This window comes from Synechococcus sp. CC9902 (assembly GCF_000012505.1).
Classification (GTDB): Bacteria; Cyanobacteriota; Cyanobacteriia; order PCC-6307; family Cyanobiaceae; genus Parasynechococcus.
In genome coordinates this window covers 1650525-1676103 of record NC_007513.1, presented here as the reverse complement: position 1 = coordinate 1676103, position 25579 = coordinate 1650525, and the positions used below count along the sequence as shown (strand labels likewise).

General features: G+C 56.4%; 31 protein-coding genes, 3 tRNA genes and 1 pseudogene. 14 read left to right on the top strand and 21 right to left on the bottom strand.

Annotation, left to right across the window (positions count from 1 at the left end):
- The first annotated feature begins 39 nt into the window (after nucleotides 1–39).
- Nucleotides 40–720, top strand: a complete 681-nt coding sequence (gene ispD / locus SYNCC9902_RS08800; RefSeq protein ID WP_011360506.1) for a 2-C-methyl-D-erythritol 4-phosphate cytidylyltransferase — start codon at nucleotides 40–42, stop codon at nucleotides 718–720.
- Here ispD and SYNCC9902_RS08795 read toward each other — a convergent pair.
- Entirely contained in the window at nucleotides 698–1609 is a 912-nt protein-coding gene (locus SYNCC9902_RS08795; protein WP_011360505.1) for a S66 peptidase family protein, read from the bottom strand. The two genes, ispD and SYNCC9902_RS08795, sit on opposite strands and share 23 nt — an antisense overlap.
- Nucleotides 1609–2499 carry a 4-hydroxybenzoate polyprenyltransferase gene (locus SYNCC9902_RS08790; RefSeq protein WP_011360504.1) on the bottom strand — a complete coding sequence of 297 codons (891 nt, stop codon included), beginning with the start codon at nucleotides 2497–2499 and terminating at the stop codon, nucleotides 1609–1611. Before SYNCC9902_RS08790 ends, SYNCC9902_RS08795 begins: the two co-directional genes overlap by 1 nt.
- A gap of 87 nt (nucleotides 2500–2586) precedes the next feature.
- On the opposite strand from SYNCC9902_RS08790, the gene SYNCC9902_RS08785 reads away from it, so the two are divergent.
- Nucleotides 2587–4233: a Ppx/GppA phosphatase family protein gene (locus SYNCC9902_RS08785; protein ID WP_041425166.1), complete on the top strand. Its 1647-nt coding sequence runs from the start codon at nucleotides 2587–2589 to the stop codon at nucleotides 4231–4233.
- Here SYNCC9902_RS08785 and SYNCC9902_RS08780 read toward each other — a convergent pair.
- From SYNCC9902_RS08780 to petC, 6 genes are all read right to left on the bottom strand, one after another.
- The gene (locus SYNCC9902_RS08780) at nucleotides 4211–5032 is read right to left on the bottom strand and encodes a helix-turn-helix domain-containing protein (RefSeq protein ID WP_011360502.1); all 822 of its coding nucleotides are present in this window, start codon (nucleotides 5030–5032) and stop codon (nucleotides 4211–4213) included. The genes SYNCC9902_RS08785 and SYNCC9902_RS08780 overlap by 23 nt on opposite strands.
- Nucleotides 5033–5128: 96 nt before the next feature.
- A tRNA-Val gene (locus SYNCC9902_RS08775) sits at nucleotides 5129–5200 on the bottom strand.
- A 29-nt stretch (nucleotides 5201–5229) separates the two neighbouring features.
- Nucleotides 5230–5985: a precorrin-4 C(11)-methyltransferase gene (gene cobM / locus SYNCC9902_RS08770; RefSeq protein ID WP_011360501.1), complete on the bottom strand. Its 756-nt coding sequence runs from the start codon at nucleotides 5983–5985 to the stop codon at nucleotides 5230–5232.
- Nucleotides 5986–6017: 32 nt separating this feature from the next.
- Complete coding sequence (gene lgt / locus SYNCC9902_RS08765) at nucleotides 6018–6860, bottom strand: prolipoprotein diacylglyceryl transferase (protein WP_011360500.1); 843 nt, start codon at nucleotides 6858–6860, stop codon at nucleotides 6018–6020.
- A gap of 5 nt (nucleotides 6861–6865) precedes the next feature.
- Nucleotides 6866–7801, bottom strand: coding sequence for a cytochrome f (gene petA / locus SYNCC9902_RS08760; RefSeq protein WP_011360499.1), 936 nt, complete (start codon nucleotides 7799–7801; stop codon nucleotides 6866–6868).
- Nucleotides 7802–7841: 40 nt separating this feature from the next.
- Nucleotides 7842–8378: a cytochrome b6-f complex iron-sulfur subunit gene (gene petC / locus SYNCC9902_RS08755; RefSeq protein ID WP_011360498.1), complete on the bottom strand. Its 537-nt coding sequence runs from the start codon at nucleotides 8376–8378 to the stop codon at nucleotides 7842–7844.
- A gap of 104 nt (nucleotides 8379–8482) precedes the next feature.
- On the opposite strand from petC, the gene SYNCC9902_RS08750 reads away from it, so the two are divergent.
- Complete coding sequence (locus SYNCC9902_RS08750) at nucleotides 8483–8842, top strand: DUF3067 family protein (protein WP_011360497.1); 360 nt, start codon at nucleotides 8483–8485, stop codon at nucleotides 8840–8842.
- Here the strand turns inward: SYNCC9902_RS08750 and tatC are convergent.
- Both tatC and SYNCC9902_RS08740 read right to left on the bottom strand, forming a co-directional pair.
- Nucleotides 8823–9533, bottom strand: a complete 711-nt coding sequence (gene tatC / locus SYNCC9902_RS08745) for a twin-arginine translocase subunit TatC (protein ID WP_041425513.1) — start codon at nucleotides 9531–9533, stop codon at nucleotides 8823–8825. The genes SYNCC9902_RS08750 and tatC overlap by 20 nt on opposite strands.
- Before the next feature lie 131 nt (nucleotides 9534–9664).
- Nucleotides 9665–11326, bottom strand: a complete 1662-nt coding sequence (locus SYNCC9902_RS08740; protein WP_041425161.1) for an Rqc2 family fibronectin-binding protein — start codon at nucleotides 11324–11326, stop codon at nucleotides 9665–9667.
- Between the two features lie 77 nt (nucleotides 11327–11403).
- On the opposite strand from SYNCC9902_RS08740, the gene gmk reads away from it, so the two are divergent.
- Nucleotides 11404–11967: a guanylate kinase gene (gene gmk / locus SYNCC9902_RS08735; RefSeq protein WP_041425511.1), complete on the top strand. Its 564-nt coding sequence runs from the start codon at nucleotides 11404–11406 to the stop codon at nucleotides 11965–11967.
- An 83-nt stretch (nucleotides 11968–12050) separates the two neighbouring features.
- Here the strand turns inward: gmk and psaJ are convergent, their stop codons facing one another.
- Both psaJ and SYNCC9902_RS08725 read right to left on the bottom strand, forming a co-directional pair.
- Nucleotides 12051–12167 carry a photosystem I reaction center subunit IX gene (gene psaJ, locus SYNCC9902_RS08730; protein ID WP_009789189.1) on the bottom strand — a complete coding sequence of 39 codons (117 nt, stop codon included), beginning with the start codon at nucleotides 12165–12167 and terminating at the stop codon, nucleotides 12051–12053.
- Between the two features lie 30 nt (nucleotides 12168–12197).
- Nucleotides 12198–12674 carry a photosystem I reaction center subunit III gene (locus SYNCC9902_RS08725; protein ID WP_011360493.1) on the bottom strand — a complete coding sequence of 159 codons (477 nt, stop codon included), beginning with the start codon at nucleotides 12672–12674 and terminating at the stop codon, nucleotides 12198–12200.
- Nucleotides 12675–12751: 77 nt separating this feature from the next.
- On the opposite strand from SYNCC9902_RS08725, the gene tsaD reads away from it, so the two are divergent.
- Together tsaD and SYNCC9902_RS08715 are read left to right on the top strand one after the other, a co-directional pair.
- Entirely contained in the window at nucleotides 12752–13825 is a 1074-nt protein-coding gene (gene tsaD / locus SYNCC9902_RS08720) for a tRNA (adenosine(37)-N6)-threonylcarbamoyltransferase complex transferase subunit TsaD (protein ID WP_011360492.1), read from the top strand.
- A gap of 37 nt (nucleotides 13826–13862) precedes the next feature.
- A complete protein-coding gene (locus SYNCC9902_RS08715) occupies nucleotides 13863–14048 on the top strand; it encodes a chlorophyll a/b-binding protein (protein ID WP_011360491.1) in 186 nt (61 codons plus the stop codon).
- Here SYNCC9902_RS08715 and SYNCC9902_RS08710 read toward each other — a convergent pair.
- Nucleotides 14049–15214, bottom strand: a pseudogene (locus tag SYNCC9902_RS08710) (type IV pilus twitching motility protein PilT).
- Between the two features lie 114 nt (nucleotides 15215–15328).
- On the opposite strand from SYNCC9902_RS08710, the gene wecB reads away from it, so the two are divergent.
- The 4 genes from wecB to SYNCC9902_RS08690 are packed head-to-tail and all read left to right on the top strand — an operon-like array spanning nucleotide 15329 to nucleotide 18491.
- Nucleotides 15329–16441 (top strand): non-hydrolyzing UDP-N-acetylglucosamine 2-epimerase, encoded by a 1113-nt coding sequence (gene wecB, locus SYNCC9902_RS08705; protein WP_011360489.1) that lies wholly within the window; start codon nucleotides 15329–15331, stop codon nucleotides 16439–16441.
- The gene (locus tag SYNCC9902_RS08700) at nucleotides 16398–17000 is read left to right on the top strand and encodes a DUF1643 domain-containing protein (protein WP_232179209.1); all 603 of its coding nucleotides are present in this window, start codon (nucleotides 16398–16400) and stop codon (nucleotides 16998–17000) included. The genes wecB and SYNCC9902_RS08700 overlap by 44 nt, the downstream gene beginning before the upstream one ends.
- Before the next feature lie 11 nt (nucleotides 17001–17011).
- The gene (locus SYNCC9902_RS08695; RefSeq protein WP_041425508.1) at nucleotides 17012–17257 is read left to right on the top strand and encodes a hypothetical protein; all 246 of its coding nucleotides are present in this window, start codon (nucleotides 17012–17014) and stop codon (nucleotides 17255–17257) included.
- The gene (locus SYNCC9902_RS08690) at nucleotides 17247–18491 is read left to right on the top strand and encodes a cation:proton antiporter (protein ID WP_011360486.1); all 1245 of its coding nucleotides are present in this window, start codon (nucleotides 17247–17249) and stop codon (nucleotides 18489–18491) included. The genes SYNCC9902_RS08695 and SYNCC9902_RS08690 overlap by 11 nt, the downstream gene beginning before the upstream one ends.
- On the opposite strand, the gene gltX is transcribed toward SYNCC9902_RS08690, so the two are convergent.
- The 6 genes from gltX to SYNCC9902_RS08660 form a co-directional block, all read right to left on the bottom strand.
- Nucleotides 18462–19895, bottom strand: a complete 1434-nt coding sequence (gene gltX, locus SYNCC9902_RS08685) for a glutamate--tRNA ligase (RefSeq protein WP_011360485.1) — start codon at nucleotides 19893–19895, stop codon at nucleotides 18462–18464. The genes SYNCC9902_RS08690 and gltX overlap by 30 nt on opposite strands.
- Nucleotides 19896–19917: 22 nt before the next feature.
- A tRNA-Asp gene (locus tag SYNCC9902_RS08680) sits at nucleotides 19918–19991 on the bottom strand.
- 266 nt (nucleotides 19992–20257) lie between these two features.
- A complete protein-coding gene (locus SYNCC9902_RS08675; RefSeq protein WP_006043540.1) occupies nucleotides 20258–20446 on the bottom strand; it encodes a hyperconserved protein Hcp in 189 nt (62 codons plus the stop codon).
- Between the two features lie 36 nt (nucleotides 20447–20482).
- Nucleotides 20483–20555: transfer RNA gene (locus tag SYNCC9902_RS08670), tRNA-Trp, on the bottom strand.
- A 61-nt stretch (nucleotides 20556–20616) separates the two neighbouring features.
- A complete protein-coding gene (gene rplS / locus SYNCC9902_RS08665) occupies nucleotides 20617–21069 on the bottom strand; it encodes a 50S ribosomal protein L19 (protein ID WP_011360483.1) in 453 nt (150 codons plus the stop codon).
- Nucleotides 21070–21096: 27 nt separating this feature from the next.
- The gene (locus SYNCC9902_RS08660; RefSeq protein ID WP_011360482.1) at nucleotides 21097–21381 is read right to left on the bottom strand and encodes a hypothetical protein; all 285 of its coding nucleotides are present in this window, start codon (nucleotides 21379–21381) and stop codon (nucleotides 21097–21099) included.
- A 53-nt stretch (nucleotides 21382–21434) separates the two neighbouring features.
- Between SYNCC9902_RS08660 and map the strand changes: the two genes are divergently transcribed.
- On the top strand, nucleotides 21435–22280 hold the full coding sequence (map, locus tag SYNCC9902_RS08655; RefSeq protein WP_041425155.1) for a type I methionyl aminopeptidase: 846 nt from the start codon (nucleotides 21435–21437) through the stop codon (nucleotides 22278–22280).
- On the opposite strand, the gene SYNCC9902_RS08650 is transcribed toward map, so the two are convergent.
- The gene (locus SYNCC9902_RS08650; RefSeq protein ID WP_011360480.1) at nucleotides 22261–23010 is read right to left on the bottom strand and encodes an SDR family oxidoreductase; all 750 of its coding nucleotides are present in this window, start codon (nucleotides 23008–23010) and stop codon (nucleotides 22261–22263) included. The genes map and SYNCC9902_RS08650 overlap by 20 nt on opposite strands.
- Nucleotides 23011–23041: 31 nt before the next feature.
- Between SYNCC9902_RS08650 and ebsA the strand changes: the two genes are divergently transcribed.
- From ebsA to SYNCC9902_RS08635, 3 genes are read left to right on the top strand one after another with little or no spacing between them, the layout of a single operon-like run.
- Entirely contained in the window at nucleotides 23042–23410 is a 369-nt protein-coding gene (ebsA, locus tag SYNCC9902_RS08645) for a type IV pilus biogenesis protein EbsA (RefSeq protein ID WP_156771114.1), read from the top strand.
- Between the two features lie 26 nt (nucleotides 23411–23436).
- A complete protein-coding gene (locus SYNCC9902_RS08640; protein ID WP_011360478.1) occupies nucleotides 23437–24534 on the top strand; it encodes a phosphotransacetylase family protein in 1098 nt (365 codons plus the stop codon).
- Nucleotides 24535–24564: 30 nt separating this feature from the next.
- Nucleotides 24565–25083 carry a hypothetical protein gene (locus tag SYNCC9902_RS08635; protein ID WP_009789206.1) on the top strand — a complete coding sequence of 173 codons (519 nt, stop codon included), beginning with the start codon at nucleotides 24565–24567 and terminating at the stop codon, nucleotides 25081–25083.
- Here the strand turns inward: SYNCC9902_RS08635 and SYNCC9902_RS08630 are convergent, their stop codons facing one another.
- Nucleotides 25084–25536, bottom strand: a complete 453-nt coding sequence (locus SYNCC9902_RS08630) for an MAPEG family protein (protein WP_011360477.1) — start codon at nucleotides 25534–25536, stop codon at nucleotides 25084–25086. It lies immediately after the preceding gene.
- Nucleotides 25537–25579: the final 43 nt, after the last annotated feature.

Below are 25579 nucleotides of genomic sequence, written 5' to 3'. Positions count from 1 at the left end.
ATGGAGAACGTTTCCGCCTGCTTGCGGCAGGAGTCGCTTGTGCATCTGTTAATTGCTGCGGCGGGGAGTGGTCGCCGCATGGGTGCGGATCGAAACAAGCTGCTGTTGCCTCTTTTGGGGCGGCCTTTGATCGCTTGGACAGTGGATGCAGCGTTGACGGCCACTGAAATTAGTTGGATTGGAATCGTTGGCCAGGACATCGATCGAGCCGAGATCCTGGATGCTCTTGGCTCAGTGAAGAAACCTTTGGTTTGGATTCAAGGGGGGGCGACCCGCCAGGAATCCGTGCTGCGGGGTCTGGCCGGACTGCCAGAGGGGGCACGCCATGTGCTGATTCATGACGGTGCCAGGTGTTTGGTTCAACCAGACCTTTTTGATCGGTGTGCCGTGGCTGTGGAGGCTGGGGCGGCATTGATTGCTGCAACCCCAGTGACCGACACCATTAAGCGGGTGGATGAACACGGCATGATCCGTGACACGCCTGATCGTGCTGAGCTTTGGGCTGCACAAACTCCGCAAGGGTTTGAGGTGGAGCAGCTTCGTCAGGGTCATGTGAGAGCTCAAGCGGAGGGGTGGAGCGTGACGGACGATGCATCGCTCTTTGAGCGTTTGGGCTGGTCGGTGCAGGTGCTGGATGCTGGCCCTTCGAACATCAAGGTGACCACCCCCTTTGATCTCACGGTGGCTGAAGCAGTTCTCAGTTCAAGGACGACACCCTGAGTCGCCCTGCCTCGCCATCCAGGTGAGCTTCAGCACCTAAGGGAAGAGCTGCATTGCCGCATCGGTGGCCCACGGGGAGATCAAAAACCCTTGGAATGCCGAGGTCGGCTGTGCGTTCGTCCAGCACTTGATTCAGGCTGAAACGCCGAGGCGGTGCTTGGTCGTCTGGATCGTTGGTTGCGTCGTCGTCGCAGCCTTCAAAATGTCCAAAGCCCAGTCCTGCAATTTCATCCAAGGCCCCGCATAACCGCCATTGGGTCAACATGCGATCGATGCGATATGGCGCTTCGCCAACGTCTTCAAAAATCAGAATGGCGTTGTGAAGGTTTGGGAAATGTGTGCTGCCTAAAAGGTGCGTCGCCACCGTGAGATTCGCCACAATTAAGGGCCCTGACGCTTGTGCGCCCCCTGTGGCCCGGCCATGAAGATCAGGGATGGCTTCGCCGAATAGAAGTCTCCGTAAGCGTTCTTGACTCCATTTCGGTTCCGCCGCAAGCGTGGTGAGTAGTGGACCGTGGACGCCTCCTGCGAAGCCAGCGGCCAACCTCGCTAGGAGTAGTGCCGTGACGTCCGAGAAGCCCAGCAGCCATCCCGGTTTCCATGCAATCTTCTCTTCGAGCAACCGTGCCGCCCCCCATCCACCGCGGGCACAGGCCAACAAGGCCGTCTGCGCTTTCGGTTCTAAATCGGCCCGTCGCTCTTGATCATTTCCTGCGAGGTAACCCCAGCGGCGTTCGCTTAAAGCTTGTGGATGCACGCTTAGGCCCCAGCTTTCGAGGATTTGGATCCCCTCGTTCAACCGCCCATCGCCGCTCAAGGCAGAACTGGCCGCCACGCAAGACACAGCATCGCCAGGTCTCAACGGTGATGCCGGCTGGAGATTGGCCATCAGGTCCAAGCCCTTGCCAGGCACAGCCCGATCAATAACAAACTTCCCACTTGGACCTGCCGACTGAAATGACGGGCAAATAGCACCATCGATGCTTTTTCTCGCGTTAGGGGTGAGCAACTGACTTGCATCAAGACCGTGGCCATGAGCCAAAAGGGCCAAAACGGAGCGGCGACTTGGGCCGTTGTGGCTGCGATGGCCATGGAAAAACAGGTGAGCGCATAACAAATCCGAACGACTGACGTCGCGGACTCCCCAAGGCTCAGGGCGCTGCTGCGTAGGCCGATTTGGGCATCATCTCTTCGATCCGCCATGGCATAAACCGTGTCGAATCCAAAGGTCCATAGCAGGGTTGCGATCCAGCAACTGATCAGCGCTGGATTCCAGCTCAGTTGCCCTTCTGCAGCAGCCCATGGGATCAGCACTGCAAATCCCCAGCACAGGGCAAGAACGGCCTGGGGGAAGGCAAACCAGCGTTTGGCAGACGGGTACAAAAGAATGGGCGGTAAGGCGGCGACCGCCAAGCCCAAGCACAGGCCCCGACTCTCATCGGACAGGCTCAGGACCACCCCCAGGCTGACGAGAAGCAGCACAAGTAAAAGACATAACGCCTGGGGTCGTTGCAGGGCTCCACGTGCAAGCGGTCGACCTTGGGTTCGTTCCACCTGACGATCGAACCCTTGGTCCCAAAGATCGTTGGCGATGCAGCCTGCTCCACTCACCGCAAGCCCTCCCACCAAAATCACTCCAACCAATGAGGCACTGGGGGGAGCAGACGGCGTGAGCCAGAGAGACCACCCAGCAGGGATCAACAAAATGAGTCGCCCCGATGGTTTGTTCCAGCGGAGTAATTCGATCCAGGGGCGGAGGCTGGGGATGCTGCTATTCACAGTGAAAGAGATTTAAAAACGCGAGTCATGGACTGATGGCCTTTGGAACCAGTGCCAAAGTGGAGCCATGTCAGGCCAGCGTCGTTGATGTCGGAAGCTGAGACCGCTGATCTGACATCTGGAGACGTTCAGGGATTGACGTTGTCCCGTGGGCTCAAGTCTGGAGGACTGAGGCGGGTTGGTGCGATTGATATCGGCACCAATTCGACGCATTTGTTGGTGGCCTCCGTTGATCCAGCCCTTGGCACCTTCAGCATCATTCAGGCGGAAAAGTCCACGACTCGTCTAGGAGAGCGCGACCCAGAGACGGGAGAATTGTCGGCGGCTGCGATGGAACGTGGCTTTAAAACGCTGCGTCGCTTCCTTGATTTAGCCAACAGTCATCAAGTTGAACAGGTAGTCACGGCCGCCACAAGTGCTGTAAGGGAAGCCCCTAATGGGCGCGATTTCCTTCAGAGCATCAAGGATGAGTTGGGAATAGAAGTGGATCTGGTCAGTGGGCCCGAGGAAGCTCGATTGATCTATCTCGGCGTGCTCTCGGGGATGTCGTTCGGAGACAGGCCGCACCTACTCCTGGACATCGGCGGTGGCTCTACGGAACTGATCTTGGCGGATAGCCGAGATGCCCGTGCGTTGACCAGTACCCGGGTGGGTGCGGTGCGCCTCCAACGGGATTTCATCAAGGAGGAGCCGTTGTCTCCGCAGCGACGCTCCTTTCTGCAAGCGTTCATTCAGGGTTCCCTAGAACCTGCCGTCGACAAGGTTCTTCGTCGCATCAAATCTGGCGAAAAACCTGTTTTGGTGGCCACCAGCGGGACGGCGATGGCGATTGGTGCCCTCGCTGCTGGTGAGGACGACCGTCCGCCGCTCAAATTCCACGGTTACAAGGTGTCTCGCTCTCGTCTGGACCGGGTTGTCGAACGGTTGGTCGTCATGACTCCGGCGCAGCGGCGGGAGATCTCTGCCATTAATGATCGCCGCGCCGAAATCATTGTTCCGGGTGCATTGATTTTGCAAACCACGATGAAGATGTTGGCCGTCGACGGCCTTGTGCTCAGCGAGAGGGCCCTGCGCGAGGGTCTGATTGTGGATTGGATGTTGCGCCAGGGTCTGCTGGAAGACCGGTTCAGTTTCCAGAGCAGCATCCGTCAACGGACGGTGATTCATCAGGTGCAGCGGTTTGCTGTCAATCAAGAACGGGCTGAGAAGGTCGCCTCCCATGCCCTCACCCTTTATGACAAGACGAAAGGCGTGATCCATCAAGATGATGGCCAAGGTCGGGAGCTGTTGTGGGCAGCGTCGATGCTGCATACCTGTGGTCAGCACATCAATCTCAGCGCCTATCACAAGCATTCTTGGTACCTCATTCGCCACGGAGAGCTACTGGGTTATTCCGAAGCCGAACATTTGATGGTGGCCGCCATTGCGCGCTACCACCGGCGCAGCTTGCCTAAAAAACGCCATGAGTCATGGCAGGCCTTGATAACCCGAGAAAATCGAAAATGTGTTGGTGAGATGTCGTTGTTGTTGAGACTTGCATCGGCGATTGATCGTCGTCCCGAACCAGTCGTGATGTCCCTAAGTGTGGAGGCATCTCAACATCAGCTTCGGATCGAGCTCGTTCCTGATCGCTCCAATCGAGATTTGAGTTTGGAACAGTGGAGTTTGGAAAGTTGTGCTGAAACAGTGCAGGAAGCCTCGGGTGTTGATCTCAGCGTGAGCGTTCAGGGTTAAGGGGCATCCACTGGATCTCGCTGATGGTTCCCAGAACCCTTGAGTCACCATTGGCAACCGACACCATCACTAAGTCAGGACGTCCTGCATAGATCTCAACCTCGTCAGGACCTTCGATCATTCGTTCGCCTTCCAAGATTCCCTCAAACTCGATTGTTCCCTGACGGCGTAGTGCGATCCAGCTGGGCTCTTTGCTGCTGAGCGTGATCGGACCTGAGTTGGGGAGTTCTTCTTCGCTGATACTTGAAGGAACAGGAGCGTCTTTGGGCGCAGTTGTGAGTGTGGTGAGGCTCTGTTCCGGGCTGGTCGCTGTCTTGGCGGGGGCGATGACTGAATTGGATTGGGGTTGCTGGATGAGCTCAAGTAGCGCCGGCCGTTGGACCCATGCCAAAGCCCCGAGCGCTGCGGCCCCAACCAGGACAAGCCAAGTCCAAATGACCTCGCTCTCAGGTCGAGAGGGTGGTTGAGGGGGAAGAGAATTCGGTCTTTTTGCGGGCGACACTCGCTCCTTTGCCCCGCCGCTGTCCGAAAGAGATCCGAGTGAGGCGACGAGGGCATCAGCATCAAGCTCTAAATGAGTACTGAGCCGCCTCACCATGGCTTTGATAAAGACAAGCTCAGGAAGTTTGTCCCGATCACCAGATTCCAGCGCGGCTAGTTGTTCGATGCCCAAGTGCATTCGATCAGCTAGTTGCTCTTGACTCAGCCCTTTGGCAAGACGACGTTCAGAAAGCTGTTGTCCAACAAAGAGTAAACCTGAGTTTGACTCTTGATTGTTATTGGGCGTCGAAACGTCCATGCAGTAATTGCATCAATCAATAAAATTATTTTACTAATTTTTTCTAAAATGACACGCGTTTTTTAGTTAGACACAGAAAGAAGCGTCCATGAAATATGGGCGATACTGGATTCGAACCAGTGACCCCTTCCGTGTGAAGGAAGTGCGCTACCACTGTGCTAATCGCCCGCACGATCGAATCTTAAACCACTGCGTAGTTAGGAACTCGGCCTAAACAGATGATCGTGGTCGGGTGAATAGAGGCGTGAACGTTGGGGGCCTCGAGCCAGTGCCGGGCTCACCAAGTACAGCGTTGTACGTATCAACGCATGTTCTTGAGTGAATGCTGCCATCTCCTCAAGGGAGATGACAGACAGCAATTCATCAGGCCAGCTCACGCGATGCCCCACCGCCACAGGGGTGTCTGCTGGATAGTGTTTCAGCAGCGTGGTTTGTACCTCGTCCACGTGGCGAGCGCTGAGATAAAGGCAAAGGCTGGCCTTTAGGGCGGCAAGTCGATCCAACTCTTCGCTGTCTGGAACACCGGTGCGCCCACCGGCTCTCCCCAGAACGATGGTTTGCACGATTCCTGGAATCGTGAGTTCGCTCGCTAGGCCTGCGGCTGCTGCTTGATAAGCGCTGATGCCAGGCACCACCTCCACCGGGATGTTGTGGTCTGTCAGGGCGCAAATCTGTTCATTGATTGCGCTGTAGAGGGCTGTATCGCCGTCATGAAGTCGGACGACCCGTTTCCCGCTCTTGTGTCTTTCAACGAGAAGCGGGATTACGTCCTCCAAGGTCATCGTGCTGGTTCGGATCTTTTCGCATCCGTCCGGGGCAAGTTTGGGGATCCCAGGGCAAACGAGCGAATCCGTCCAGATCAAAACATCAGCAGACCGCAAGCGATCTGCTGCCCGCAGGGTCAAAAGATCCGAAGCTCCTGGGCCGGCTCCAACGAAACTGACGGGATGCATGGGGATGATGGATGCAAGCTATGAGCTTGGCTTCAGTTGGGTCGAAAGCCTGGATCTGGTAAGGGTTTCTTCCGGCCATAGAGCCACCAAAGGCCAAGGCTTCCTGCAAGAGCCATGACTCCACTCATGAGTTGAGCGATGCGGAGACCGCCTTCACAAGCTGGTGGAAGAGCTCCAATGCAAAGCGAGTCGATGCGTAGGCCTTCAATCCAAACCCGTCCCAGGCTGTACCCCATCAAGTAAATACAGCTCATTGCACCGGCAGGAAGCTTGTTGAGATGCTTAGATCCCCAGCGAAAAAGAAGGATTAAGATAATAAATAGGGCAAGATTCCAGAGCGATTCGTATAAGAAGGTTGGGTGAAAAAATTCTTGATTGACATAAATTATTGGTCTATTTTGTTCTGGAATGAAGAGTTTCCACGGTAGGTCTGTTGGGATTCCGAAGGCCTCTGAGTTGAAAAAGTTGCCCCAGCGCCCAATGGATTGTCCGAGGGCCACGGAGGGAACAAGAACATCAAGCACATCCCAAAAGGATTGTTGACGCCATCGGCAGAACAGAATCAGCGTGAGAGTTCCAGCAATTAAGGCGCCGTGAATTGCGATGCCACCTTCCCAAATTGCGAGCGCCTTTAGGGGCGTGGCTGCATAGTTATGCCACTCAAAGGCAACGTAATAGATCCGTGCTCCAATCACGGAGAACAGAACAAGTAATGGGAGTAGATCGCTGATTAGCCCGTTTTCAAGCTTGCGCTGTTGTGCGAGTGAGCTTGAGAGGTTGAGCCCAATCAAGACAGCTGCTGCAATCAGCAGCCCATACCAACGCAAAACAAAAGGCCCGAACTGAAACAGCTCGGGCCCAGGAGAAGCAAACATTTGGCTTAGAAGTTGCCTTCAGCGGCTTGCACTTTTTCAATTTGCCGCTTCTTCAGCACCAGCATGATTTGTGCGATGGCAACCGCGGCGAAGAAGGCGAGTAAGCCGTAGATGCGAACAGGATTCTGGAGAACAATCTCAGCGTCCACCTGGCCGAATCCACCCACGTTTGGATCGTTGGTGATGGCATCACCAGCTGCCACGCTGTCGCCCACATTCACCAGCAGCTGGGGACCAACTGGGATGGTTTCGCTTGTACTGGTGCCATCAGCAGCCTGGATGGTGACGACACTGGCGCCGTTGTCACCGGCATCGATTGACGCAACTTTGCCTTCGGCAGGAGCTGTGAAGACGGTGTTGTTGCTCTTTTCACCGGTTGGATAAACCTGGCCGCGGCCACGGTTTCCACCCACATGGATTTGGTATTTACCAAAGTGGATGTTGCTGTCGGTGGCGGGATCAGGCGAGAGAACAGGGAAAACGATTTCTTGGTTTTGATCGCCAGGGATGGGACCCACCAGAAGGATGTTGGGCTGTTCGTCGCTGTACTGAGTGAAATAAACCCCTTCGGTTTCCTCCTTAATTTCATCCGTCCAGCGGTCTTGAGGGGCCAAGGTGAAGCCATCGGGAAGCATCACGACGGCACCAACTTGAAGTTGGACTTCGCTGCCATCCGCACCAATTTCCTTGATTCCCTCTTCGTAGGGAACTTTCACGCTTGCGGTAAAAACGCTGTCCGGGAGCACCGACTGAGGTACTTCAGCTTGGGTGAGCTTTTTGGCGATGTGGCAGTTCGCGCAAACAATTTTGCCAGTGGCTTCTCTGGGACTGTCGTAGTTCTGCTGGGCCCAGAACGGATAAGCCCAGCTTGCGCCTGGGGCAATTAGCAGGGCTAGGCCGATAACCAGCGAACCGAGAACAAGGGAGAGATGGCGACGCATGGAACGGGGAGGGGAGAGTGCAGGCGGTGGAGGGAGGAGATCAGGCCCACCAGGGCTTGTCGCCGGTGCGGAAGTCGGTCTCAGACCACTCACTGACGAAGACGTTGTCGTCTTCAACGCTGACATTGGCCAGTGCGAGGGAGAGCGGGGCAGGGCCGCGAACAACCTTGCCGGTGGCGTCGTACTGACTGCCATGGCAAGGACACATGAACTTGTTGGCGCCACTGTTCCAAGGCACCACACAACCCAGGTGGGTGCAGATGGCATTGATGCCGTAGCTGCCGATGGCGTCAGCACCTTCAACGATCAGGTAGGTGGGATCACCTTTGAGGCCTTGAACCAGGCTGCGATCGCCTTCTGGATGGGTGGAGAGCCAGCCAGTAGCTGTTACGACATTGCCCAGCTCGTCTTTGGCTGTTGTGCCGCCACCGCTACCAGCGGCTTTAGGCGGAATAAAGTATCGAGCCACTGGGTAGAGAGCTCCCAGGGCGACACCAGTCACGGATCCGAACGTCAGGAGATTCATGAACTGACGACGACCCATTCCGGGCACATCGCTCGAGGGAATTTGGGTCATGGCGGACGTTCATCCAGCACGGGTTGGCGATCATTATGGACGCAGAATGGCTTGTCACGCTTTGCAACGACTGGCCTCCCCTACCGTTCTCCGGCAAGGCTTTTGTGCTTGATCTGCGCCCTTCTTCCGCTGCTGAACCCCTCGGAGTGGAGGAGGTGATTGGCTGTCTTCGCCAGCGCTGGCGGGCGACTTACGACCTTCAGCTAGTGGTTCGCCGTGGCCGTCTCTACCTGCACGTGATGTGGGCGTATTTGGAGCAACAGTCCTTCCCAATGGACGAAAACAGCTATCGAGACCACTTGGCAGAAGTACTGGATGTTGTGAATCGTCTTGGTTTGGCGGGTGAAGTGCGCAATTGGCTCCTAACAACGCGCGATAAACCACGTCTTGGCAAAGCTTTAAGCCTTCAATTGCAGGTCGAAGGGCCTGAGGCGGAGAGTTTGCTCAAGGAGTTTCTGGTTTGAGTTGTTCGGTCAAGGCGACAAGCCCGACTCCCACAACAAAAAGTCCCGTGATTGCACTGGCCAACAGCAACATGGTGATCGGGTCGGTGGATGGGGTGAGCACCGCTCCCGCCAGTGCTGAACCCAGTACGACCCAGCGCCAAGCCCCGAGCATCGAACGCCAGCGGACGAGTCCAAGAACGCCAAGAAGGAGCTGCAGCACTGGCAGTTGAAAGGCCAGTCCTGTGGCCAACATCAGCAGTAAAACGAAATCCAGGTAACGCTCAATCGACCAAAGCGGTTCCACCACGTCAGCCCCGTAGCTCACCAAGAAGTTCAGTGCCGCTGGAACCAGGGCCCACCAGGCAAAGGTGAGACCAACTAAAAACAACACGGCTGAGCCAGCAACGGCCGGAGCGATTAAGCGCCGTTCCCGCACAGTGAGACCTGGCAGCACAAATGCCAATAACTGGAACAGCACGTAGGGCAAGGCCAGGGTGAGGCCGGCATAGCCAGCCACTTTCAACGAGACGAACAGGAACTCCCCAGGCGCGAGTTGCAGGAAGTGAATTCCCTTTGCTGGTGCTTCCAGCAGGCGAACCAGGGGTTTCACACCGACTAGACAAAGCGCTGCTCCGATGACCACGGCCAGCAAACTCTTGAGAACCCGTCCGCGCAGTTCTTCCAAATGCTCCATGAGAGGCATTTCCACCTCATGGGGTAGGTCGGCATCGTCTGGCCCTCGACCAATGCGGATCGGCGGAGGGGGTTGAAGGGCTGGGGGACCGTCGAGGCGTTCAGGCACGGACGCGGGAGGGGCGAAGGTTCAAGTCAGCCCGTCTTTCAAACCAAGCTAGGGGGAAAGAGGCGTTGCTTTATGCGTTGCGGATGTCCCCAGCGAATTTCGCCGGATCCATGGCGAACGGTGCCGGGTCCGGCACCAGCAATCCTCTGCAGCTGATCGGTTGGAACCATCACCACCGAAGCGATGGAGTTCCCCCGTGCTCGACTGAAGTAGGCCGCCAGATCCGTCGCGAGTTGAAGGTCGTCCTCATCCGCCAGAGCGTTGGAGCTTTTAAGTACGACATGACTTCCCGGACATTCCTGGGCATGGAACCAAAGGTCGCCGCTGCGAGCCTGACGCAAGCTGATCCAGTCGTTCTGTCGATGATTGCGTCCCACTTGAACCAAAATGCCACTGGGGCTTGTGAGCTCCAGGGGTTGGGGCTGGTTCTGTTTTTGTCGACGTTTCGATTGGGGATGCTCCCCTGGCGAGAGGAGGTCGTCGAGTTCCCGTTGAAGTTCCTGTAAACCGATTTTTCGAGCCAGGTCGTCTTGCCACATCGCTTCGAGTTGTTCCTCGATGAAGCCTTCGCTGCCGTGAATGAGAGCGAGGCGTTGTTGGTGGTGATCGATTCGTTCATTCAGGATTGCGACGGATCGTCGCAATTTGCGGGCGCGTTTGTAGAGCTTTTGTGCCTCGCTGATCTGATCTCGGTTGGGGTGCTGCAGACAGAGAAGGGCATCAGCTTGTTGCTGAATCTCGGCATGGTTTTCGGTGGCCTTGAGTCGCTGCTGTTGATCGTTCAACTCAGATTCTTCTTTTGAGCGCCAGCGCTCGATTTTTTGACGTAGTTCCTCTTGGGCTTTGGCTAAGACGCGTTGCCCGAGCCGTTCTTGATAAAGCTTGCCTAGGCCAAGGGCTAGCGAATCATGCGTTGACGCTGCTGGACCCTCTCCCCATACGCGATAGCTCCCATTGGGATTGGTTTGGAGATCAAACGTTTCGCTCTCCAGCTGCTCCAGCCATCGACACCAGCGGCGATGAAGGGTTTGCCATTGTTCATCCTCCAGCTGATCCACAGAGGTTGCCAGCCAACTTCCGGCCAGTTGAGTGGCCAATGCGGGACTAATCCCTTGATAAGTCTGTTGAAGAGCTTTCTTGAGCGGGATCGGAATCAAGCTCAGTCGCTCTTTCCAACGCTCGAATCGCTCCGTTTTGTCCGGTCGATGTCCCTGAAGCGGCGGCGGTGGGCAGTAAGCGTCGCCTGTGCTGATCGGACGAACCCTGGATTGATGGTCGCGCACCTGTCGTCCGGGAGCGACAACGCGTCTTTGCTCATCCAGCAACAGCAAATTGCTGTGGCGACCCATGAGTTCCAAAACCAGCACCCGTTGAATGGGCTCTCCCGGTCGGGGTGCGAACTGAAATTCCACCACGCGCTCGAACCCTTCTTGGTGGAGCTTCACAAGGGCTAACTGGCGCAAGCTGTGTTGGAGTTGTTGCGCCAAGGTGCTGCCCGAACCTTCTCTAGGTGGGGGATTGACTTCTGTGAGGCGGGGTGAGTCTGCTTGCCAACTCAGTTCAAGCCACACCATGCCTTCAAGGCTGCGAAAGCCCAACTGAATGGTGCCTGGGCTGGGTTGTTGTGCTTTCTCGAAACGACTGGGAAGAACACGGCCGCGCAGATCCCACAGCACCGCCCGCAGGGTTGTGAGATCCATCGGTTGAAGGCTGGCCGTCGCTATCACCAAGTGGCAGTGGGATGCTTCCTACTCTGCTTGCTCACGTAGTTCTCCGGATGGCACACAACGGCAGGCTCACCGTGCTTACAGGACCGAGCGGCGTGGGCAAGGGAACGTTGGTGAAGCGATTGCTGGATCAACATCCTGAAATTTGGCTCTCTGTTTCAGCAACAACCCGGCAGCCGCGCGCGGGGGAAGAAGAGGGGGTGAGTTATTTCTTTCACCCTCGCGACACCTTTGATGCGCTTGTAGCGGCGGGAGGATTGCTCGAATGGGCTGAGTTCGCCAGCAATTGCTATGGCACACCTCGCGATCCTGTGGAGGAGCATCTCGCGGCTGGTCGGCCTGTGCTTTTAGAAATTGAGTTGGAGGGTGCCCGACAGGTGCGCACCAGCTTTCCTGATGCGTTTCAAGTATTTCTTGCTCCCCCCAGCTTTGCGGAATTAGAGCGGCGGATTCGAGGTCGGGGGACCGACACGGAGGATGCGATTCAGCGTCGACTTGCCCGAGCCCGTGAGGAGCTCAATGCCCAGAACGAATTTGATGCGGTAGTGGTCAACGACGATCTTGATCAGGCGTTGAAACAGCTCGAGACGCACATGCAACTGCAGGCTCCTTAATCAACGTTTCGAGGCCTCAGCCACAAAAAAAGCCCCCTTCTGAAGAGGGGGCATTTAGGCGGTTGTGATGCGTTCAGAACGCATTACATCGGGTGGAAGAGAAGATCAGGGAAAAAGCGGTTCCATTCGATCAGGATTCCAGCTGTGGCTGTGAACCAAATCGCTGCAACAACTGGTGCGGTGGTGAGAAATTTTTTCATGGGTACCGACGATGGTGAGTGGGCAGTGGATCAGCGCGGGGAGACGGTCACTTTGGCGTCGTCTTCCGTCAGTTTTCCGCTGGTCAATTCGCCGAAGGCTGCCAGGGGCCAGCTAGCGGCTGCCAAAAGGCTTTTAAACGCGATGCTGAGATCGATTTGGATCTCATTCATAGCTGCGTTCTTACCGCGGGTAGCTTTGAGATATTCGCGACCAGCCCAGCCGATACATCCATTGATGTAGAGGAACATGATCCCGGGAAGGACGAAGTCACCGGCGTGGCTCCAGCGGCCATCAACGATGAGATGGGGCAAACCATCTTCTCCGCAAACCGCTTGGCTGTACATCTCAAACCGGGCTATCGCCTGGGGTGTTGAGGCAGCAGAAGCGCGTTGCTGGAAGCGTGCGCTTTCAGCGCACGGGGTTAAGCCGGCCACATCCGCCTTTGCGACGGGGGCGAAGCCGAACACCAGGAGGGTCGAAAGCACAACGGCTAAAAGACGACGCATCGGACGATTCCTGTTTTTAACTGCCCGGTGAAAGGCAGGATGTCTCTTGCGGACATTACGGGAGGGCCTTGACCACAATGCAAACAGTGCTCGCCCTCGAAACAAGTTGTGACGAGTCAGCCGCTGCCGTTGTGCGACACAAAGCCGATGGCAGCGTTGAGGTTTTGGCGTCTCGAATTGCGTCACAAGTGGAGGAACATGCCCTCTGGGGTGGGGTTGTTCCAGAGATTGCCTCGCGTCGGCATGTAGAGGCCTTGCCCGCATTAGTGCAGGAGGTTTTGCGGGAATCTGCGCTTTCGATTTCTGAATTGAATGCGGTCGCAGCGACCGTTGCGCCTGGCCTTGCAGGCGCCTTGATGGTGGCCTCGGTGACAGGTCGCACCCTTGCGGCCTTGCATCAGGTGCCTTTTCTGGGAATTCATCACCTCGAGGGGCATTTGGCATCAGCCGCGCTGGGTGAGCAAGCACCCGCTCCTCCTTATTTGGTTCTGTTGGTGAGTGGTGGCCACACCGAGCTGATTCGTGTTGGTCTGAATGGGGAAATGGAACGACTCGGCCGAAGCCATGACGACGCCGCTGGTGAAGCATTTGACAAGGTGGCTCGATTGCTGGGTCTTGGCTATCCGGGTGGTCCCGCAATCCAGGCCATCGCTGTTTCGGGGAATGCCAAGCGTTTTTCACTCCCGAAAGGACGGATCTCACTGCGCGGCGGCGGGTTTCATCCGTATGACTTTTCGTTCAGTGGCTTGAAGACAGCCATGCTGCGCACTGTTGAGTCATGCCAAAGCTCTGGGGGTGATCTGCCTCTGGCTGATCTTGCGGCCAGTTTTGAGCAGGTGGTGGCAGATGTTTTGGTGGAACGCGCCATCCGTTGTGCCCTTGATCACAACCTCACGCAGCTTGTGATGGTGGGTGGTGTCGCTGCGAATCAGCGCCTACGACTGCTGATGGCGAAACAGGGCAAGCAGCATGGTGTTGCCATATCGATTGCTCCTCTTGCTTATTGCACCGATAACGCCGCCATGATTGGAGCGGCAGCGCTCAACCGTTTGAGCCGAGGGGTGCTGTCGTCAAGCGATGAAACAGGAGTTGCAGCTCGTTGGCCGTTGGAACGGGCTGATGCGCTTTACGACGCTTCACCTGCCTTTTGAAAAATGCCCGTAAGGTGGCACACAAAAAAGGGGAGGCATGGCAGACCAGTCCGGGCAAAAAACAGCAATTCAGACCCCTGAACCCGTGGGATCGGCTGAACTCAACGAGTGGAAGCGTGGCTTCACCCCTCAGGCGGAGATTTGGAATGGTCGTCTCGCCATGATCGGTTTGTCGGCAGGACTGGCCGTGGTGCTGGTCTCGAGAGTGTTCAACGCCGGCTGATTAATCTCTGCCGCGTAGGGCTTGGGCCAGCTCACTGGGCCTCAAGCTCACGGCAATTGCCTGTTCTGATTCGACCCGTCCCGTTTCGACAAGCGCTTGAAGCGATTGATTCGATGTGACCATTCCATCGAAGCTGCTACGCGCCATGATTTCCTCGACCTCGTCCAGGGAGCCTCGCTGGATGTAATCCCGGCAGGCATCTGTGTTGACGAGGATTTTTGATAAGCAGCGCGCTTCTCGTCGTTGGTGCGAATCAACCCCTGAGAAATGACACCTAATAAGGATTCAGAGAGTGATCGGCGGACGCTGGGTTGTTCGTCAGGTGCATACATTCCGAGCACCCGTTCGACGGTTTTGACCGCCGAATTGGTGTGCAACGTTCCGAATACCAGGTGACCGGTTTGAGCTGCTTCAAGCGCTGTTGAGAGGGTCTCCTGGTCTCGGATTTCTCCCACCAAGATCACATCTGGATCTTCCCGCAGGGCTGCTCGTAAGGCGTGATGGAACTTCAGGGTGTTTAAACCCACTTCGCGGTGACGAATCAGGGACTTTTGACTTTCATGCACAAATTCCACCGGATCTTCGATGGTGAGGATGTGGCAGGTTTTATTGCGGTTGATCCAATCGATCATCGCGGCCAAGGTTGTGCTTTTCCCAGACCCAGTCGGCCCTGTAATTAGAACGAGTCCTTTGGGGCGGGCTGCCAGATCCTTGAGAACCTCTGGAAGGTTGAGCTGCTCCAAGCTGAGGATGGTTTGAGGGATGAGCCTCAGCACCATCGCTGGGCCACGCAATGAGTCGAGCAAATTGATCCGCACGCGCACGAAGGGAAAGGCAAAGGCGCTGTCGAGTTCTTTGTCGCGATAAAACGAATCGATTTGCTGCGGAGAGAGAATTTCACGGAGCCATCCTTGAAACACCCTGTCATCGGTGGCGGGCCAATCGGTGGTTTGAATCTCGCCACGCGCGCGAAAGCGTGGACGCTCCCCCACACCAAGATGGACATCCGAATGTCCTGCGTCATGGGCGGTGCGCAGGATGGCTTCCAGGGATAGGGAGCCTGTTCCCCCCCGCACCTCCGGTGAGGGCGTTGTTGGAGATGGGGTACTGGCTGAGGTGCCGGCTGTGCGCGGCGGAAAGCTGGGGGGAAAGACCGGCTGATCCAACGATCATCGAGACGATGTAATTCCAGGATCGTTCCGATGTGTCTGCTGGCAAGTGATTGATGGAGGTCTTCGATTCCTGAACGCCCGTAGGATCCGTCTATACGTGCGGACTTCATGGCCGATCAGCCCCGCGTCACCATCGTTTTAGGGACGCGTCCTGAGGCGATCAAACTCGCTCCCGTGATCCGCACGTTTCAAGCGTGTGAGGCCATAACGACCCGAGTTGTGTTGACGGGTCAGCACCGTGAAATGGTCACCCAGGTGATGGATCTTTTCGGATTGCAAGCCGACAGGGATCTCAACTTGATGGCACCACGCCAAACATTGACTCACGTCACCTGCGCTGCGTTGCAAGGTTTGCGGGATGATTTTCATGATTTCCCCCCACAGATTGTTCTGGTTCAAGGGGACACGACTACGGCGTTTGCGGCCGGTTTGGCGGCGTTTTATGAGCAAATTCCGGTGGGTCATGTGGAGGCGGGTTTGCGCACCGACAACCTCTTGGATCCGTTCCCCGAGGAAGCCAATCGACGCTTGTTATCTCAGATCGCCACATTGCATTTTGCTCCGACCCTCAAGGCTGAGCAGAATCTCCGTGCCTCAGGGGTTGTCGGAGACCTTTCGGTGACAGGAAACACCGTGATTGATGCGCTGCTGTTGATGGCGGAAAAAGCTCCTGAGGTGCATTTTGAGGGGCTCGATTGGACATCCCAGCGCGTGATTTTGGCCACGGTTCACCGACGTGAAAATTGGGGAGATCGTTTGGGAGACATCGCATCGGGTATTCGACTGGTCTTGGATCGTTTCCCTGACACCGCTCTCCTGCTCCCATTGCATCGCAATCCCACGGTGCGAGACCCCTTGAAAGCCTTGTTGGGGGATCATCCGAGGGTTGTCTTAACCGAGCCGCTTGATTACGACCGCCTCGTGGCGGCCATGAAGGGGTGCACGCTCTTACTCACCGACTCCGGTGGACTTCAAGAAGAAGCGCCGGCCCTCGGTAAACCAGTGCTGGTGCTGCGTCGAACCACCGAGCGCCCAGAAGCGGTGGATGCCGGTACGGCACGGTTAGTGGGTACGGATCCGGCTGACATCTTGGAGGAAGCCTCCCGTCTTTTGGGGGATTCGGAGGCCTATGAATCGATGTCCCGAGCGGTCAACCCTTTTGGAGATGGGCAGGCAAGTGCGCGCATCCTCGACCTCTGCAGACGTCATCTCGGCGTCTAACGCCAGCTTCAGTGACAACCGTCAGTACCGCTGGTGGTTGCATCGTCAGTGGACGTTTGGCTTGGGACTTCTGTTGTTTATTGGATTGAATCCTTCCCGAGCTGACGGAGAGCGGGACGACCCCACCCTGAGGAGACTTCAGGCATTCGCGAAGTCGTGGGGATATCAAGAGTTACTGGTGGTCAATTTGTTTGCGCGAATTTCTCCCCATCCATCTGCCCTGCAGCGCGCCAGTGATCCGGTAGGAGTCGAAAATGACAAGGTTCTTCAGGTCTGTTTTGAGCGTTGGGCCCGTGATCCCCAGATGGATTTGTGGTGTGGCTGGGGCATGAGCGGTGGCCGCGGCCCCCGTGCCCGCGATGTTCTTCATACGCTTCAACCGTTGAGACGGCAACGCCAAGTGCACTGCCCAAACGCCAAAGGCCCCCTCAGCTTGGCGTTGACGCAAACGGGTGAACCTCGGCATCCGCTCTATGCCCCAAGGCAATCGACCCTGAGCCCCTTTCATTGGGCAGAGACCAGAGCAATCCGCCATCCTGAATCAATTACTACGGATTGACGTCTGCGCTGATGCCTCGCACCCCCCGTCGCTATGCCGTGCATCTCCACCTCGTGGGAGGGCAGACCGAACGAGTGTTCTTCCCAAAATTAGAAACTTTTCAGGAGTGGCATCAGGGGGTTGTTAACGCGGAGACTCAGGGGGGCTTTGTGAATGTCCCGATGACCGACCTGGATGGGGAATACCTCGTTGTACGTCCGCAGGCGGTGATTGGTGTTCAGGTAGAACCACAGTTTTCGGCAGTCGATGACGCCTGAGCGGCTAGGTCTGCTGTGGGGAATCACCGTGTTCTCCGGGGCCGCGGCGCGTTTGGTGGCGGCCTTTTCCGGATTGCCTGGGGTGGTTTTGCTGTTGCTTTCAGGCCTCTTGATTGGGCGGTCTGGACTGGGGCTTGTCGAACCCCTCGATCTCGGCCCAGGCCTTGGGACGATCGTGGGATTACTGGTCAGCCTTGTGCTGTTCGACGGGGGAATGAACCTCCGTCTTCCGGGCGACACGATTAAGGCAACCGTTCAGCGCATTGCTGTTTTGCGGTTGCTGATCTCGCTTGGTGGCGGCTTGCTGGCGGCCCATTGGCTAGCGGGTCTGAGTTGGTCGGTGGCGGCTGTGTTCAGTGCGATTGTTTTGGCCACAGGCCCAACCGTGGTCACCCCGTTGGTGCGCCAAATCCGCTTGGCCGCTCCCCTGGGGGATGTGCTGGAGGCCGAAGGTCTGCTGTTAGAGCCGATTGGGGCGGTTCTTGCGTTGCTTTTGCTGGAGTTAGTGCTCGGCAACCTTCATGGCTGGAGGGAGCTGGCGATTGGTTTGCTGTCGCGGCTTGGTGGTGGAGTTTTATTTGGAGCGGGAGTGGGTTGGCTGCTCTCGGAGGTGTTGCGTCGCCTCAAACCTGAGCAATCCTCAGGTTTGCCCTTGCAATTGAGCTTGGGGATGCTGTTTCTGATGTACGGCGTCAGTGAATGGCTGTTGCCGGAATCAGCATTGCCCGCGTCCGTTGCGGCAGGAATCGTTGTGGGTCGTCGACCTGGCTTTTACACAGCTGAATTTGAACGTTTGATTCAAGAGCTGGCGCAGTTGTCGATCACGATGCTCTTTCCCTTACTGGCGGCGGATGTGTCTTGGGCTGAGCTCAGTCCTTTGGGCTGGGGCGGAATTCTTTGTGTTCTCACGTTGATGTTTGTGGTGAGGCCTATCGGCGTTGGTGTTGCCACGATTGGGTTGCCATTGGACCTCCAGCAACGCTTGTTCCTTGGTTGGCTCGCACCCCGCGGCATCGTTACGGCTTCAGTGGCCTCGTTGTTCTCTATTCGTTTGGAACAAGCCGGCATTCTTGGAGCCGGCCGCCTGCAGGGCTTGGTGTTCCTGACGATTTTGATGACTGTGGGCTTGCAGGGGCTGACCGCCCAGCCTTTGGCGCGGATGCTGGGGTTGATCCAACAGGATTCAGAGCCCGGCGAGGAGGAATCAGCTGAGGCAGCGCTGAAGGCGGGGTAAGTCGTCGCTGTTTTTTGCCAGTAGCGACCAAGTGGTGAGAAGGTCAGGGCCCTGCAAACGACCGAGAAGTGCTGCGCGCAGCGATTTCATCATCACGCCTTTTTTTACCCCAGCAGCTTTCGCCGCATCGCCGAGCAGTGTTTGGGCCTGGTCGAAATCAGTTCCCATCCATCGCTCCGCTTGGAGCGCATCGATCAGATGACTAATGGCGGCCTTCGCTCCTTCACTCTGAAGCTGCTTGAGCCCGTCGTCCTCCAGATCTGGACATTCAAAAAATGGCGCAGCTTGGTCGAGGCCGTCGTTCAGCAGCGTCAGAGATGGGCCAAGCAATTCACAAAGCTCCAGTGCCCAGCCGTTGTCATTGGGGATAGTCCAGCCGTTCTTGAGCCAAAGAGGACGAAGCACGTCTAGGAGTTGAGCCGAGCTCCAGCTATGGAGCACTTGGGCGTTCAACCAATTCAGCTTGTCCCAGTCAAATCGTGCACCGGCTTTGTTCACTCGATCAAAGCTGAATTGATCGGCCGCCTCCCTCAGCGTGAAGCGCTCCTCCATTCCCTCAGGTACCGACCAGCCCAGCAAGGTCATGTAGTTCGCAATCGCCTCGGCTGTATATCCCATTGAGCGGAACTCGTTGATGGACGTGACGCCATCACGTTTTGACAGCTTCTTGCCATCTGCATTGAGGATCAGTGGTGCATGGGCAAAGGTTGGCGACGGCAGGCCAAGGGCCTCATACAGCAGAAGCTGCTTCGCAGTGTTGGCAATGTGGTCTTCACCACGAATCACATGGGTGATCTCCATAGCGGCGTCGTCCACCACAACCACAAGGTTGTAAAGGGGGTCACCGATCTGATCGGCAGGAGCGCGTCTGGCGACCACCATGTCGCCACCAAGATCACCACCCCGCCAACGCATCGTTCCGCGCACCAGGTCATTCCAGTGAATATCTGCATCGTCATCGATGCGAAACCGGATCACAGCATCCCGACCTTCGGCTTGGTATGCGGTCTCCTGCTCTTTGGTGAGATTTCGGTGACGGTTGTCGTAACGAGGAGGCTGGTTGGATGCCTTTTGTGCATCACGCATGGTCGCCAGCTCAGATTCGTTGGCGTAACAGCGATAGGCCAGACCTTTCTCGAGCAGTGCCCGAATGGCATCGCGATGTTGCGCGACCCGTTCGCTTTGAATTACTGGGTCTTCAGCCCAGTCGATTCCTAGCCATTGGAGGCCTTCAAGAATGTTTTGGGTGAATTCCGGTTTGGATCGTTCCTTATCGGTGTCTTCGATGCGGAGCAAAAAGTCTCCGTTTTGGCTTTTGGCATAAAGCCAATTGAAAACAGCAGTTCGTGCTGTGCCGATGTGCAACGTGCCCGTTGGGCTGGGGGCCAGACGAACGCGCACCATTGCCGCATCGAGAAATTAAAAACGGGACCGACGGGATTCGAACCCGCAACTTCCGCCGTGACAGGGCGGTGCTCTAACCGATTGAACTACGGTCCCAGGCTTGATTTGATTCGTTCAAGACGCGCTTGAAGGAACCTGGCCTGTGTCGCGTGGCGACAAAGCCAGTATCAACTGCCGCCCTGCCCTCCGTCAACAACTCGATAGGAGAGGTTGTGCTGAATTCAGCTTGAAGGGTCTCAAGAGAGGTGGAGCGACAAACTCCCTCACTCGCGATCGATCCCAACAGAAATACCCCAATGGAAAAACCATCGGGGTGTTGGACAGTGTCAGGACGACACAATGCTCAAGTCAATTGGACGTCGTCAGGGACGGAATCCAGCGGGCTCAATTAGACGAACCTGGTTGCCGCGGGCGGTGAATTCACGACCTTGGTCGCTTTGCACGACCACACGGCCACCAGATTTGACGCGGATGACGCGGGCGCGGACCCAACCAAGAGCGGCTGACTCCAACACCTTCACAACATCACCAGGTTGAAGATCCAACTCCATGCTGAGACTCAAGAAACTGCACGAGGGGTCATCGGACGCGCCGTGGAGGACTTGAACCCCCGACATCAGGTTTTGGAGACCTGCGTTCTACCAACTGAACTAACGGCGCAAGGCGATGAACCCCTCAGCCAACATTGATGTTGGCGACTGGATTGAACGAGGTCGAAACCTCAGCGATCGAAGCGCTGCTTCACGCGGGTGGCCTTGCCCACCCGTTCCCGCAGATAAAAAAGCTTCGCCCTTCGTACTTTACCGCGCCGTTCAACCTTGATGTTGGCAACTTGCGGGCTGTGGACCATAAACACCCGTTCAACGCCGATGCCTTGGAAAATGCGACGAACGGTGATCGTTTGATTCATTCCACCGTGGCGTTTGGAAATCACGACCCCTTCGTAGGGCTGGACGCGCTCCCGGTTCCCTTCACTGATCCTGACGCCGACACGAACTGTGTCTCCGACATAAATCTCTGGGAGATCAGTTTTCTGCTGAGCGCTCTCAAACTCGCGTATGAGCTCTTCAGCACAAAGCTTCTTCGAAGCTGCCGCAGGCTTTGCCTTGGTCGCCACGGTTTCTTGTTGAGTGCTCTCTTCGGTCACCGTGGTGTCCTTCTGGTCGGCCGCCATCCCAGCTCCGCGTATATCGCCAAAGAATCAGTGTACCTGTCGTCGCCAACGCTCGATCAAAAGTGCGAGGCCGGTGATCAGCATCCAAAGCAGGCCGACGGCATTCATCAGCACCACCACGGGTTCGAGGGTTGGTCCCAACCACTCCCCTTCATGCAGGGTCATTAACCAGTGCACCTGTTCTCGACTGGCTCCAAACCAGTCGCGGGCTAGGCGGTAGCCAACGCCAGAGCAAACAGTGACGAATAACGGCAATAGGACAAACGGAGCGATGCGTTGGTGGAGTTCGCGCACGCGCACAAGCAACGTCATGACCTACACCCAACCGCAAGCCGTTGATAGCGTGACGGATATTGAGCAGACAAATGAATCTTTTCGCCGATCTGCTGGCCACGACTCAGGCAGCTCAGGGACAAACCACTGCGACCGGACCACGAATTCAGAAACGTCGCGGGGTTGAAATCAAGTCTGCCCGCGAAGTCAAGATCATGCGCCAGGCCAGCAAAATCGTGGCCACTGTGCTCCGAGAGGTGATGGCCATGGTGGAGCCAGGGCAAACCACCGGAGACCTTGATGCATTTGCTGAACGCCGCATCCGCGAAATGGGAGCGACCCCCAGCTTCAAGGGTTATCACGGCTTTCCAGCAAGCATCTGCGCCAGTATTAACAACGAGGTTGTCCATGGCATCCCCAGTTCGAAGCGTGTGATTCACCGAGGCGATCTCCTCAAAGTGGATACCGGTGCCTATTTCGAGGGGTATCACGGGGATAGTTGCATCACCGTTTGTGTCGGCGATGTATCGAAGGAAGCCCAAACCTTGAGTCGTGTTGCTCGCGAGTCGCTGATGGCTGGCATCGGACAGGTGAAAGCAGGCAATACTCTCCTCGACATCGCAGGAGCCGTCGAAGACCACGTCAAAGCCAATGGTTTCAGTGTCGTTGAGGATTACACCGGTCATGGCGTCGGTCGCAATCTCCATGAAGAACCGTCAGTGTTCAATTTTCGTACTGACGAGTTGCCCAATGTGACGCTTCGCCCCGGGATGACCTTGGCGATTGAACCGATCCTGAATGCGGGGAGCAAAGGCTGCCGGACGTTGCGGGACCGTTGGACCGTGGTCACGCGGGACGGTGCACTCTCCGCGCAGTGGGAACACACTGTTTTGGTTACCAGTGATGGTTGCGAAATCCTTACCGATCGCGGCGATTGAGGAGTTGGCTGTAAATCCGCCTCCCCAGCTCGGTGATGGGCATTAGGAGATAGGTCAAGGGATTCGGCGTCACGATGATCAGTCTCAGCCCCCAGCTGGCTTGGTTGAGAACCTGATTGGCCACCCAATTGGCATTCATGATTCCGATTGGGTTGAGATCCGATCGGAATGGACCTAAGACCAGTTTTCGGATCACCAATCGTTGGCGTTCGGCCGCAGGCCGCGTGGCTCCCCGCAAGCTCACCAATTCGCCCAATAAACGTTTGGAGATCTCATAAACAGGACTCACTGCAGGTTGGATTTCTGCTTCTGATGTGTTGATCCAAATCTCCATCGGCGTGTCTCGGGCCTTGCAGCGACTGATCTCCTCGTAGCGCTGCAAGAGGCGCCAACTGCTCAGTGCATTGATCTCTAACGCTCGGTTCACGTCTTCAAGGCTCTGACCGCCTTTTGGATTGATGCCGTGATTCAGCACAAGAACATCGAGCTGTGCCAAGTCACCATCAAGGGCGCTCTCGTCGCCACATTGCCAGGAGATCCATCGGTGGGGCCCCTCGTCGTCTTTGATCTGGGGTGGTGAGCTATGGGTCAGGCCAATAACTTCAGCACCACGGGCACGAAAAGAGCGTGTCAGGGCACCGCCGAGGGTGCCGCTGGCACCGGTAATGCCGATGCAGCGGTTTTGATACGTCGTCGGTTTGAGCTGGTCCATTCCTCCAGCTTGCGGCATCCTTGAAGTGGATTCACGGGCCCGTTGCGTCTTGTCTGACGACGCCTTACAGGTGCTTTTTGCGCCCTATTGCGGAGGATTGGCCCGCTCAGACGCGTTACGGGATGCGTTGAAGCTCCTGCAAGGTCGACGCCTCGATGGGTGCAGGCCTGTGGCAGGGGCTGATGGCCATGAATTTGTTCTTAGCTGGAGCGATGAACGGGCACCGTTGGATGTGATCCAGTGCCAGATCTTTTTTCCGACGCAACAGGATGCTTCTCGACAGTTCAGTCTTCCGACGCATCAATTGGTGTCTTGGCTTATGGATTGTTCAGCATTCGTTGGCACAAAACCTGATCTTCCAGATGCTTTTTGGTCTTGGGTGCTTGTGGAGCAGAACGATGAGGTTGCAGACGCCTAGATTCATCGACGACTGAAGTGCGGTTCATGGGAACGACTTTGCTGATCGGATCATGCGAACCGTTCAGCGGAAAGTCCGCTCTTGTTTTGGGTATTGCTCAGCAGCTCAATCAGTCCGGTCATTCGATTCAATTCGGTAAGCCCCTTGCCACCAGCTTGGACTGGGATCCCAATCAAGGGCCGTTGCCGCAACCGCTCATTGATGACGATGTGCGGTTTGTTGGCGAGACCCTCGGATTTGAGGCTGATCGTTTGATGTCGTCTCTGCATCTGTTGTCCCCGACAACGGCGACGAGTCGTCTGGGACTTGGGCAGTTGGACGCCGGAGAGGGGTTTGACCAACTTCGGCAGCAGGTGAATGATCACGATGGACTGACCCTCCTAGAGGGTGCCGGAAGCTTGAACGAAGGCCTTCTGTATGGCTTGAGTCTTCCGCAACTTGCCGAGGGGCTGGAAGCCAAGGTTGTGCTGGTGCATTTGTGGCAAGACAGCCGCAGCGTGGAGCCCCTCCTCGCTGCGAAACAGTCCCTTGGAGATCACCTTGTCGGTGTTGTTCTGAATGCTGTGACGCCTGAAGAGGTCGATAGCTTGGAACGCCAAGTTGTTCCCACGCTTGAGAATCTTGGCCTCACGGTGTTTGGCGTGATGCCGAGGTCACCGCTGTTGCGCAGCGTCACGGTGGGAGAGCTGGTGCGGCGTTTGGAGGCACGGGTGATTTGTTGCCAGGACCGCCAAGAGCTTTTGGTTGAAACCCTGAGCATTGGCGCGATGAACGTGAACTCTGCAATGGAGTTCTTCCGTCGACGTCGAAATATGGCGGTGGTCACCGGTGCCGATCGGACGGATATTCAGTTGGCGGCTTTGGAGGCGTCAACACAATGTTTGATCTTGACGGGCGCGGGAGAGCCCTTGCCCCAGTTGATTAGTCGTGCGGAAGAACTGGATGTTCCACTTTTAAAGGTTGAGCACGACACCTTGGCCACGGTTGAAGTGATTGAGCAGGCCTTTGGCCATGTGCGCTTGCACGAAGCAGTGAAGGCCACCTACGCCTTTCGACTTGTGGAAGAGCACTGCCATCTCGACCGACTGTTCGCTGCTCTGAACTTGAAAGTCCAGAACGTCTAATGGTTGCTAGCTTCCAGTGATATCGGCGGGATGTCGTTGGGTCAGTCATTGGATCTGCCGTCCCTTGATCGGGTCGACACGCTGGCGCAAGAACTAGCGCTGTTACAGGACAAAGGAAAGCGGCGAATCGCCATCCTCGGCAGCAGACATGTGCCGGTGGTTGCGATTCATTTGGTTGAGCTTGTCGCCCGCTCTCTCGTTCAGGAGGGCCATTCGCTGATTACATCTGGCTCCCAGGGGGTGAACGCAGCTGTCATCCGCGGGGTGTTGGAGGTCGATCCGTCCCAGCTCACGGTGCTGTTGCCCCAGAGCTTGGATCGTCAAGCTGTTGAAATTCGAGACCTGCTCGAACGGGTTTTACACCTGGTTGAAAAGCCCGAACAGGATGAACTGCCCCTTCCGATGGCCAGCAGTCTTTGCAACCAAGAAATTATTAGCCGATGTGATCAGCTGATTTGCTTGGCATTTCATGACAGTGAAACGTTGTTGGCGAGTGCGCGAACAGCGGAAGATATGGGCAAGGTGGTCAGCTTGCTGTACTTCGATTGATTAGCTGCCCAAAAAAGCCTTAAGCCCTTCGCTGTAGAGGATTCCACTGCATAGGAGGCCGCTGGCCCAACAAAGCCCGCGAGCGGGGGGCACATTGCCCACATAGGCTGCGATGTAGGCAAATCGAAATGCTGGATGGGCAAACGCTGCTACGACAGCCGCCGCTGGCAGTGGACCCGAGTGCTCAACGGCAATCAAAGCCAGTAAGGCGGCGGGAGCGTGGAGGGTGAAGGCTTCGAAGCTGTTCTGATGAGCCCAACTGGCCCGCTTCCCCCAAGCTGGGAAGCGATCGAACATGGCGCGTGGTGCGGCCATGTCTTTCATTTCGAAATTGGATGCTGAACGAGCTGCGCCCAGAGGAATGATGCTGGCGATCACGCTCCCACCTGCCAACACCAAAGACCAGGCATAGGGCGTTGCGTTCGTAGCTGTGAAAAGTTGCAGCAGCGACATGGTGTGGGCTCAGTTCCTGGCCTTTTCTAAGCTGTGATCAGCA

Coding starts and splice junctions, on each gene's coding strand:
- SYNCC9902_RS08795 (WP_011360505.1), bottom strand. CDS start 1,609: ATGGCCAATCTCCAGCCGGCATCACCGTTGAGACCTGGCGATGCTGTG.
- SYNCC9902_RS08785 (WP_041425166.1), top strand. CDS start 2,587: ATGTCGGAAGCTGAGACCGCTGATCTGACATCTGGAGACGTTCAGGGA.
- SYNCC9902_RS08780 (WP_011360502.1), bottom strand. CDS start 5,032: ATGGACGTTTCGACGCCCAATAACAATCAAGAGTCAAACTCAGGTTTA.
- cobM (WP_011360501.1), bottom strand. CDS start 5,985: ATGCATCCCGTCAGTTTCGTTGGAGCCGGCCCAGGAGCTTCGGATCTT.
- lgt (WP_011360500.1), bottom strand. CDS start 6,860: ATGTTTGCTTCTCCTGGGCCCGAGCTGTTTCAGTTCGGGCCTTTTGTT.
- petA (WP_011360499.1), bottom strand. CDS start 7,801: ATGCGTCGCCATCTCTCCCTTGTTCTCGGTTCGCTGGTTATCGGCCTA.
- petC (WP_011360498.1), bottom strand. CDS start 8,378: ATGACCCAAATTCCCTCGAGCGATGTGCCCGGAATGGGTCGTCGTCAG.
- SYNCC9902_RS08740 (WP_041425161.1), bottom strand. CDS start 11,326: ATGGATCTCACAACCCTGCGGGCGGTGCTGTGGGATCTGCGCGGCCGT.
- gmk (WP_041425511.1), top strand. CDS start 11,404: ATGGCACACAACGGCAGGCTCACCGTGCTTACAGGACCGAGCGGCGTG.
- psaJ (WP_009789189.1), bottom strand. CDS start 12,167: ATGAAAAAATTTCTCACCACCGCACCAGTTGTTGCAGCGATTTGGTTC.
- SYNCC9902_RS08725 (WP_011360493.1), bottom strand. CDS start 12,674: ATGCGTCGTCTTTTAGCCGTTGTGCTTTCGACCCTCCTGGTGTTCGGC.
- tsaD (WP_011360492.1), top strand. CDS start 12,752: ATGCAAACAGTGCTCGCCCTCGAAACAAGTTGTGACGAGTCAGCCGCT.
- SYNCC9902_RS08715 (WP_011360491.1), top strand. CDS start 13,863: ATGGCAGACCAGTCCGGGCAAAAAACAGCAATTCAGACCCCTGAACCC.
- wecB (WP_011360489.1), top strand. CDS start 15,329: ATGGCCGATCAGCCCCGCGTCACCATCGTTTTAGGGACGCGTCCTGAG.
- SYNCC9902_RS08695 (WP_041425508.1), top strand. CDS start 17,012: ATGCCTCGCACCCCCCGTCGCTATGCCGTGCATCTCCACCTCGTGGGA.
- SYNCC9902_RS08690 (WP_011360486.1), top strand. CDS start 17,247: ATGACGCCTGAGCGGCTAGGTCTGCTGTGGGGAATCACCGTGTTCTCC.
- gltX (WP_011360485.1), bottom strand. CDS start 19,895: ATGGTGCGCGTTCGTCTGGCCCCCAGCCCAACGGGCACGTTGCACATC.
- SYNCC9902_RS08675 (WP_006043540.1), bottom strand. CDS start 20,446: ATGGAGTTGGATCTTCAACCTGGTGATGTTGTGAAGGTGTTGGAGTCA.
- rplS (WP_011360483.1), bottom strand. CDS start 21,069: ATGGCGGCCGACCAGAAGGACACCACGGTGACCGAAGAGAGCACTCAA.
- SYNCC9902_RS08660 (WP_011360482.1), bottom strand. CDS start 21,381: ATGACGTTGCTTGTGCGCGTGCGCGAACTCCACCAACGCATCGCTCCG.
- map (WP_041425155.1), top strand. CDS start 21,435: ATGAATCTTTTCGCCGATCTGCTGGCCACGACTCAGGCAGCTCAGGGA.
- SYNCC9902_RS08650 (WP_011360480.1), bottom strand. CDS start 23,010: ATGCCGCAAGCTGGAGGAATGGACCAGCTCAAACCGACGACGTATCAA.
- SYNCC9902_RS08640 (WP_011360478.1), top strand. CDS start 23,437: ATGGGAACGACTTTGCTGATCGGATCATGCGAACCGTTCAGCGGAAAG.
- SYNCC9902_RS08635 (WP_009789206.1), top strand. CDS start 24,565: ATGTCGTTGGGTCAGTCATTGGATCTGCCGTCCCTTGATCGGGTCGAC.
- SYNCC9902_RS08630 (WP_011360477.1), bottom strand. CDS start 25,536: ATGTCGCTGCTGCAACTTTTCACAGCTACGAACGCAACGCCCTATGCC.